The sequence below is a fragment of the Hydrogenophaga sp. genome, assembly GCF_018780385.1.
In the GTDB taxonomy this organism is placed as follows: domain Bacteria; phylum Pseudomonadota; class Gammaproteobacteria; order Burkholderiales; family Burkholderiaceae_C; genus Hydrogenophaga.
This window is the reverse complement of the sequence record NZ_JADMJO010000038.1, coordinates 74,632-82,815: the sequence shown is the minus strand read 5'-3', so window position 1 is coordinate 82,815 and position 8,184 is coordinate 74,632. Positions and strand designations below refer to the sequence as shown.

The following is an 8,184-nucleotide window of genomic DNA, read 5'->3' as shown; positions in this document are numbered from 1 at the left end:
CTGCCCAGCCAGTTCATGGAGAACTTCTGCTGGGAATGGGATGTGCTCAAGCACATGACCGCCCATGTGGACACTGGCGAGCCACTGCCGCGCGCGCTGTTCGACAAGATGCTGGCCGCCAAAAACTACCAGAGCGGTTTGCAGACCCTGCGGCAAGTGGAGTTTTCGCTGTTCGACATGCTCTTGCACAGCCAGCCGCAACCTGCCACCAGCGGCGAGGCCATCCTCGCGCTGCAGCAGCAGGTGCGCGACGAGGTGGCGGTGTTGCAACCGCCTGCCTACAGCCGCTCGCCGCACACCTTCAGCCACATCTTTGCCGGCGGATATTCGGCTGGCTACTACAGCTACAAATGGGCCGAAGTGCTCTCGGCTGACGCATACGCCGCGTTTGAAGAAGCGGCGCAGCAAAATGGCCACAGCACGCTGGACGTGGCCACGGGCCGCCGCTATCGTGAAGCGATCCTTGAAGCAGGTGGCAGTCGCCCGGCCATGGAGTCGTTCAAGGCCTTCCGGGGCCGCGAACCCAGCATCGAGGCCCTGCTGCGTCATCAAGGCATGGCTTGATTTGTTGCGCTGATTGCCGATAGGAGTCGATATGAACACCCATACATCCACATTCTCCTCAGCACCCACGTCCCACCTGCGCAGCGCGGCCTTGGGCCTGATGGTGGGCTTGGTGTCCGTCTCGGCCTTGGCCCAGGGCGTGTACCGCATCGTCGGGCCCGATGGTCGTGTGAGCTACTCTGACCAACCACCGCCGGCCACCAACGCACGCCCTGCAACGGGAGCGGCCGGTGCGGCAGGTGGTGGCGCCAATGCCTCGCTGCCCTTCGAGCTCCGACAAGTCAGCAACCGGTACCCGGTGACGCTCTACACCAGCAGCGAATGCGCGCCTTGCAACAGTGGGCGCAATCTGCTCAACGCGCGCGGCATCCCTTATGCCGAAAAAACCATCAGCACCAACGAGGACGCCGAAGCCCTGAAACGCCTCAGCGGGCAGGCCTCCTTGCCCTTCCTGACGATCGGGAGCCAGCAGATCAAGGGCTACTCCGACAGCGAGTGGACCCAGTTCCTCGATGCGGCCGGCTATCCCAAGCAGTCGGCTCTGCCGAGCGCCTATCGGCGCGCCGCCCCCACTGCCTTGGTAGCCGTGCAAGCCCCGGTTGCAGCGCCCGGGCCAGCCACGGCTCAATCGCAACCCGCCGAAGCGCCTGCAGCGCCGTCGGTGACGCCACCCGTCACCAACCCTGCCGGCATCCGCTTCTGACTCGGCGCCGCCGGGCGCCGACTTAGAAAGTCAGCGTCTTCACACCACTCGGCGTGCCCAGCAGGCACACGTTGGCTTTCTGGTGGGCAAACACACCCACCGTCACCACACCCGGCCACTGGCTGACCTTGCTCTCGAACGCCAGCGGATCGGTGATCTGGAGACCGGTCACGTCCAGGATGTGTTGCCCGTTGTCGGTGACCAGCGCAGCACCATCTTTCATGCGAATGCTGGCGTGCCCTCCCAGGGCCGCGAACTGACGCACCAGACGAGCGGTGGCCATGGGAATCACCTCCACTGGCAAGGGAAAAGCCCCCAGCGTCTTCACCAGTTTCGATTCGTCGGCGATACAGACAAAGCGACGCGACTGCGCTGCCACGATCTTTTCACGCGTGAGCGCGGCACCTCCGCCCTTGACCATGTGGCCGCTGGCATCGATCTCGTCAGCGCCGTCGATGTAGACAGCGAGCTCACCCACCTCGTTGGCCTCGAACACCGGGATGCCCAGAGCCTTCAGGCGCACAGTGGAGGCTTCGGAGCTGGAGACGGCACCGGCGATCTGGTCCTTGATGCTGGCCAAGGCGTCGATGAACTTGTTGACGGTGGAGCCGGTGCCCACGCCAACGATCTCACCGGGGGTCACGTATTGCAGGGCGGCCTGGCCGACCAGCGCTTTGAGTTCGTCTTGGGTCATTTGAGACAATCGGTGAAACAACAGCCCTGGATTATCCGATGTCGCTTCTCCCCTATGCCGCCGCCCGCCCCTTCCTGTTCGGCATGGACCCCGAAGCCGCCCACGACCTGACCATCAACGCCCTCGCACGGCTGCAGCACTCACCACTGACCTGCCTGTACAGCGAACCTCGGGTCCACGATCCCTACACGCTGGCAGGCGTTCAGTTCCCCAATCGCGTCGGCCTGGCAGCTGGACTCGACAAGAACGCCCGCTGCATCGACGGTCTGGCGGCCATGGGCTTCGGTTTCGTGGAGGTCGGCACCGTCACGCCCAAGGGCCAGAGTGGCAACCCGAAACCCCGCATGTTCCGCCTGCCCAAGGCCCATGCCCTGATCAACCGCCTGGGCTTCAATAACGAAGGCCTGGATGCATTTCTGACCAACGTGCAGCGTGCCCGCTTTCGAAGCCAGAGCGGCGCGAGTCCCATGGTGCTGGGTCTGAACATCGGCAAGAACGCCAGCACCCCCATCGAGCGCGCCACCGACGACTACCTTGCTTGCCTGGACGGCGTGTATCCGCACGCGGACTACGTCACCGTCAATATCTCCAGCCCCAACACGCAAAACCTGCGCAGCCTTCAAAGCGATCACGCGCTGGACGCTCTGCTCGGCGCAGTGGCCGAGCGTCGCGAGTTGCTGGCTCAGCGCCACGGCCGGCGCATCCCGATTTTTCTGAAGATTGCTCCCGATCTGGACAACACACAGATCGAGATCATCGCGGCCACGCTCATGCGCTACGGCGCCGACAGCGAAGGACATGCGACCCATGCCCTGGGCGTGATCGCCACCAACACCACGCTCAGCCGCGAAGCGGTGAAGGGCATGGACCACGCCGCGGAAACGGGCGGGCTGTCGGGTTCACCGGTGCTGCACATGAGCAACCAGGTGATTCGCCAGCTGCGCGCCTGTCTTGGCAAGAGTTTTCCCATCGTCGGCGTGGGTGGTGTGCTCAGCGCGGCGGATGCGGTGAGCAAGATCCAGGCGGGCGCCAATCTGGTTCAGATCTACACCGGGCTCATCTACAAAGGCCCATCGCTGGTGTGGGAGTCGGCCCGGGCGATCCAGGCCCAAGGCAGTTCAGAGGGTTCGGGAAACTGAAATCACCTGGTCTGCAAGCGCCAGGCAGCTGGTCAGGCCAGGTGACTCGATGCCAAAAAGGTTGACCAGCCCCGGCACGCCATGGTCGTTGGGCCCCTGGATCCAGAAATCGGCCGCGGGCTCGTGCGGGCCACTGATCTTGGGCCGGATGCCGGCGTACCCAGGTTGCAGCGAGCCACTGGGCAATCCGGGCCAGTACCGGCGCACTTCTGCATAGAAGACGTTGGAGCGGGAAGGATCCACCTGCAGATCGTCGGCCGAAGAAGTCCACTCCACATCAGGACCAAATTTGACCTGTCCACCCAAGTCCAACGTGAGGTGCACACCCAACCCGGCCAGATGCGCATCGGGCTCGGGTGCCGGGTAAATCAGGTGGGAAAAGGGGGAATGGCCCGCGAGCGTGAAGTAGCTGCCTTTGGCATACCAAGCCTTGGGGAGGCTCCGTGCGTCCAGGCCGCGCGTCTTGCGAGCAAGGTCGCAAGCGTACAAGCCTGCTGCATTGACGACGGTGCGGGCCATCAAACGGGTCCCGTCCAGGGACTCCACGTCAATCCCTCGCGATGTCACGGTGAGTTCACGCACTCCGCTGCGGCACACAACCAGACCTCCCCGATTCTCCAGATCACCTTGCAGCGCCAGCATGAGCGCGTGACTGTCCACGATGCCGGTGGAGGGTGACCGAATCGCGCCCAGGCACTCGAGCTCAGGCTCGAGCAACTGCGCTTCATCACGGCTCAGCAGCACAAGATCGTCCACGCCGTTGGCGAGCGCCTTCGCCAAAATTGCCGGCAAGGCAGCCAACTGCGATGGCGTGTTGGCGACGATGAGCTTGCCGCACCGCCGATGAGGAATGCCGCGCTCCGAGCAGTATGCGTAAAGAGCCTCACGTCCCCGAACACACAGCGTTGCCTTGAGCGATCCAAAGGGATAGTAGATACCTGCGTGGATCACTTCGCTGTTGCGCGAACTGGTGCCTGTCCCGATCGCTGCTTCACGCTCGAGCACCATCACCTCTCGACCCGTCAGGGCCAGAGCGCGTGCCACCGCCAGTCCGACAACGCCGGCTCCGATGACGAGCGCGTCCACCTGCTCCATGGTTCTGTTCATCGCTTGAAGAGGCTTACATGATTGGCGCAGACTCGATGGGCCATCAGCGGTGTCGATCCAGCAATTCTTGTATGTGCGCGCTTGGAATGGCGTAAGAAATACCGGAGGGTTGGCTCAGAGCGGACTCCCGCGTGCCCTTGATCAAGACCATGTTCATTACACCCACAACCTCGCCAGTGTTTGGATCAAAAAGCGGTCCTCCGCTGTTACCCGGATAGGCTGTTGCATCCAACTGGAAAATTTCGAACGTGCCGCCACGCAACCCTCGAATGGCCTGCTCACTCAACCGTCCTGCGGAAGGGCTGGGCAAGGCCGCAGCGGTGATGCTGGAAACAGTAGCTCGATGGGTCACTACCGAAAAACCCAGTACACCACCGATGGGAAACCCCATGAAGGCGAGGTCTGCGCCTTCGCGCACTATTGCCGAGTTGCCCAGGCGCATGGCCGGTCCAGCGGGTCCGTCCATGCGAAGCAAGGCGAGGTCCCGGGCTGCGTTGGTACCCAGTACTCGAGCAGATCGCATCTGCCAGTCACCAGACACGTGACGGATTTGAACCACGAGCGCGGGCCCATCGGAAACCGACGAGTCGGTTGGCAGGACGTGGGCGTTGGTCACCACCATCTGTCCATCTCCGACAATGAACCCCGTGCCTCTGAGCTGGAAACGCGGACTTCCAGTGGCTTGGTACGTGCCGATCAACAGCACCGATGGCTTGAGACGCTCGATCGTGTCAGACAGTCCTGCCCAGGCTACGCCCGGTGACGAGAGCACAACACCGAGGCAAAAGAGCAAGGTCGCCGCGCGGCGCCTGGGGAGGTCAGGTAGGCGCATTCATGCTTTCTGTGGAAGGACAACTTCATCTTTTTCGCTATTGGGGAATTGCCGCATCCAGGCCTTGCGCAAAAGATGCGGGACCACGAGATGCAGGGGCATCCGAAGCATGTGTGAACGCACATACAAAAACCACCGAGCCACACCGGTCAACGGAAGATCACTGCTGGGATGCATCGGCCTCAGCGCATGCCCCAGCGACCAGGACATCAGAGCGCGCGCCAGCGGATTGGGGCCCATCGCATCAATGCGTGCCAGCAGATGGGGTGGCGCGTGGGTGCCAAACAAACGCCCAATGTGCCTCAGGGCATGAAACAAGGGTGTCTGCAGCCCAAGCTCGTCCGCACGAGCAACGAGCCCGTCCCAAAAACCAGGCGTCGGGCCAAAGTGAATCAGCAAATCATTGAGGTCCAGCAAGTCCCGAAGTCCATGACCGAACTCACCCTCTTGAAACAGGTGTACCGCGCTGTGCAAAACCATGTCGACAGGCGCCAACACAAACAACATCGGGTAACCCTTCACCGGGACAACACGTTCAAGCAACTTGCGCCCATCAACGTGGAAGCGCGATGTCGGCGGCGCAATGGTGTGATGCAGATCGATGAAGGTATTTCGCTTCACATGGCGCAGAGGCGGTATCTCGTGCATCCACTCCCGGTAGTAGCGCTGGTTGTAAGCATCACGCTCTTCGCAGATCCACCCTCCGCCCAACAGACAGTTCTCGGTGTCTTCAATGCGATCCCTGTCCACCAGGATGTCGATGTCCGAGAACAAGCGCCCCTGTGCTTGCGGCAGCTCGTGCATCACATACGCGGCGCCCTTCAACAACACCACGGGTGTATTCAACTCCAACACGGTTCGAGCGATGCAGTTCACCTCCCAGCGCACCTCATGTTGCTGCCGTTCGGCAAGCCGGATGGCTCCCTCCAGATGGCGACGCGGACCCGCGGGAACGTGTTCGATCCAGCCTCTGTCGATGAACAGATGCGCCAAACGGGGTAACAAGGTGGTTTGCCTCGCCTGCCCCAACAGCAAGGACCATTGACGCAACGTGAGTTCGGGTTGAACAGGTGACGTCCAGACAGGAGACAGCAGATCAGTGTTCACCCGTTCTCCCGGCGACCAGTTCGTCGAACACCGCCACTGCGCCGTCAAGCTGGCTGTATTCGAAGTCGTAACAGTCGCAAGAGTCGACAACATCGGCCAACACATCAAACCCTTGCTTTCCGAGGATGAGATAGTTGAAAGAGTTGCGCCCGAGTTCCAACAGGCTGTCGGCCTTGGAGCGCTTGGACAGCACAGGCTTCGATCCAGCCACGTAGCGTGGAAAGATCACCCAGCGAGGACGCGCGGTGTCTTTGATGCGTGCCAAGTGCTCCGACCGCACCTTCATGTGACTCACCGTGCCTTTGGACGTGTCGTGGACCACTCGGCTGAAGACCGCCTCCGGCACATAGTTGCGAATGATGTCGATCGATTGGTTCTTGAGGCTGATGGGGCGCCCGAACGGGGTGATCGAAAGATCCTTCAGAGAAATCAAGGCCAACTCGTCGGACAGCAGCCGCCATCCGCGGTTGACGAGTCCAGCACACAAAGTGCTTTTTCCCGACCCGGGAGGCGCCGGCATGATCACCGCGCAGCCATCCCTCTCGATCACGGCGGAGTGCAGCAACAAGTAGTGGTAGGTGTGCATGGACACACACCAATTCATGGCCCACTCTAGCAGTGGAAATGCGTGCTTCTCCGGCAGAGGCACAAACGGCTCGAGGCCATCAAAGGTGAAGATGGCTTGCCTTCTAAACCAACGTCGCCACCCTTTGCCCCCGGAAATGCAAACGCTGAAGTCCACAAATTCGCCGCGATCCAGGACTGGGTAGTCCGCATAAAGACGCATGAGTGCCTCCGCTACTTGGGGCAACGGGCATGACAACTCGAAGGAGAAGGGACCCACTCCAAGAATCAAATCCCCTTTGGACAGCCGTTCGCGCAGTTCACCGGGCTTCAGGTCAGAAAGAATCACGCTTCTGCGACCTCAACCAAGCCTGCGCCTTGCAGCTCTTCGAGGATGTTGTGCACAAGCGGAGGAATCACCGCGGCATCCACCGAACCCAAGTGTTCCACCACTTGGAGGACCAACGACGCTTCGCTGTGAAGACCGTGAGCAAGTACGTCCAGCACGAAGGCCTTCAACACATCGAATCGGTAAGTGATGCCAGAAAGTTGGTCGAATACAACGAACTCTTCTTCGAACGAGCGCCAATGCAAACCCACCAAGGGATTTTGAAAATACAACTTCCCGCCAGACATCAGCCCGCTGGCCTCAGAGGACGCGAATACAAACGCGATACTCAAGTCTGACCATGCGTCTCAAGGTACGTCGTCACCAGTTCGTAGAATTTGGCTCGTTTCACGTTGTCGGCAGAGTTGTAGAAGCTCATTACCGCTGCGCCGCTGTAAGGAAACGGATAACCAGGAACGCCTCCAGCCAATCCGTTAAGGTAAGCCCCGATCCAATGACGCGTTTTCGTTGCGGAGTAAATGGGATTGCTCATCACCTCAAACAACGTCTTGTTGCTCAGCGACAGCCCCGGATCGTCAGACTCACACCGAGTAAAGAGGTACTTGCATTTCGCCGTGTGGTCGGTTGGCCACGATCGTCTGGGCGTGCCATCACTCTTTTTCTGACCCCACCAGCCAGGGCTGTAACCGCCGCAAATCCTGGCATCGTTGGGAATGTTCGAATCAGCCACCTTCGACTGCATCCCCGATACCGAGCAACGGAGATTGGGTGTACCACCGTCACCTTTGGGCGTAAGGAGGGTGCTGCCTTGCGCCAACGTGGACAAAGGCAGTGAGGCTGCGGTCACGACCGCAGAGCCCTTGCCCAATCCTCTCAGCATGATCAACCGCCGAGACGCAGCCTCGGGAGAAAGCTTGCGGGCATTTTCAGGCGGCTGTGACGGAATGTTTTCTGACATGTGAAACTTTCTTGCAACTTGATTCAGGGTTGCGATGACTCTTTATAAGCAATTTTCAGACCTACGAGAACTTGTATCTGAAAGTTGTTCTCTTTCAACGCCTTAAGCGACCTTTGGACCCATGTTTGCGCGGTAACGGCAACTGCGAGGCAGAGTTCGTAAAAAAA

The 8,184-nt window shown here is 60.5% G+C and carries 10 protein-coding genes; 3 read left to right on the top strand and 7 right to left on the bottom strand.

Translation table 11 applies throughout. The annotated features are described in order from the left end of the window. Positions 1–564 (top strand): M3 family metallopeptidase (locus IV113_RS14430; protein ID WP_291086335.1); only part of this gene is annotated, 564 nt, incomplete at its 5' end. Positions 565–664: 100 nt separating this feature from the next. Further along, on the top strand, positions 665–1,267 hold the full coding sequence (locus IV113_RS14425; protein ID WP_291086341.1) for a glutaredoxin domain-containing protein: 603 nt from the start codon (positions 665–667) through the stop codon (positions 1,265–1,267). Between the two features lie 22 nt (positions 1,268–1,289). Here IV113_RS14425 and rpiA read toward each other — a convergent pair whose 3' ends face one another. Then, positions 1,290–1,961 carry a ribose-5-phosphate isomerase RpiA gene (rpiA, locus tag IV113_RS14420; RefSeq protein WP_291086333.1) on the bottom strand — a complete coding sequence of 224 codons (672 nt, stop codon included), beginning with the start codon at positions 1,959–1,961 and terminating at the stop codon, positions 1,290–1,292. Positions 1,962–1,999: 38 nt separating this feature from the next. Between rpiA and IV113_RS14415 the strand changes: the two genes are divergently transcribed. Then, a complete protein-coding gene (locus tag IV113_RS14415) occupies positions 2,000–3,100 on the top strand; it encodes a quinone-dependent dihydroorotate dehydrogenase (RefSeq protein ID WP_291086332.1) in 1,101 nt (366 codons plus the stop codon). Here IV113_RS14415 and IV113_RS14410 read toward each other — a convergent pair. The 6 genes from IV113_RS14410 to IV113_RS14385 are packed head-to-tail and all read right to left on the bottom strand — an operon-like array spanning position 3,080 to position 8,017. Continuing rightward, a complete protein-coding gene (locus tag IV113_RS14410) occupies positions 3,080–4,195 on the bottom strand; it encodes an NAD(P)/FAD-dependent oxidoreductase (protein ID WP_291086330.1) in 1,116 nt (371 codons plus the stop codon). The two genes, IV113_RS14415 and IV113_RS14410, sit on opposite strands and share 21 nt — an antisense overlap. 55 nt (positions 4,196–4,250) lie before the next feature. Next, positions 4,251–5,039 carry a serine protease gene (locus IV113_RS14405; RefSeq protein WP_291086328.1) on the bottom strand — a complete coding sequence of 263 codons (789 nt, stop codon included), beginning with the start codon at positions 5,037–5,039 and terminating at the stop codon, positions 4,251–4,253. Next, positions 5,040–6,146, bottom strand: a complete 1,107-nt coding sequence (locus IV113_RS14400; RefSeq protein ID WP_291086326.1) for a nucleotidyltransferase family protein — start codon at positions 6,144–6,146, stop codon at positions 5,040–5,042. Continuing rightward, on the bottom strand, positions 6,136–7,059 hold the full coding sequence (locus IV113_RS14395) for an HprK-related kinase A (RefSeq protein ID WP_291086324.1): 924 nt from the start codon (positions 7,057–7,059) through the stop codon (positions 6,136–6,138). The genes IV113_RS14400 and IV113_RS14395 overlap by 11 nt, the downstream gene beginning before the upstream one ends. Further along, positions 7,056–7,391 (bottom strand): hypothetical protein, encoded by a 336-nt coding sequence (locus IV113_RS14390; protein WP_291086322.1) that lies wholly within the window; start codon positions 7,389–7,391, stop codon positions 7,056–7,058. The genes IV113_RS14395 and IV113_RS14390 overlap by 4 nt, the downstream gene beginning before the upstream one ends. Next, positions 7,388–8,017 carry a hypothetical protein gene (locus tag IV113_RS14385; protein ID WP_291086320.1) on the bottom strand — a complete coding sequence of 210 codons (630 nt, stop codon included), beginning with the start codon at positions 8,015–8,017 and terminating at the stop codon, positions 7,388–7,390. Before IV113_RS14385 ends, IV113_RS14390 begins: the two co-directional genes overlap by 4 nt. Positions 8,018–8,184 lie beyond the last annotated feature (167 nt).

Bases quoted from the DNA above. Each gene is read 5' to 3' on its own strand.
- IV113_RS14405 (WP_291086328.1), bottom strand. From the start codon at position 5,039: ATGCGCCTACCTGACCTCCCCAGGCGCCGCGCGGCGACCTTGCTCTTT.
- IV113_RS14415 (WP_291086332.1), top strand. From the start codon at position 2,000: ATGTCGCTTCTCCCCTATGCCGCCGCCCGCCCCTTCCTGTTCGGCATG.
- rpiA (WP_291086333.1), bottom strand. From the start codon at position 1,961: ATGACCCAAGACGAACTCAAAGCGCTGGTCGGCCAGGCCGCCCTGCAA.
- IV113_RS14410 (WP_291086330.1), bottom strand. From the start codon at position 4,195: ATGGAGCAGGTGGACGCGCTCGTCATCGGAGCCGGCGTTGTCGGACTG.
- IV113_RS14425 (WP_291086341.1), top strand. From the start codon at position 665: ATGGTGGGCTTGGTGTCCGTCTCGGCCTTGGCCCAGGGCGTGTACCGC.
- IV113_RS14385 (WP_291086320.1), bottom strand. From the start codon at position 8,017: ATGTCAGAAAACATTCCGTCACAGCCGCCTGAAAATGCCCGCAAGCTT.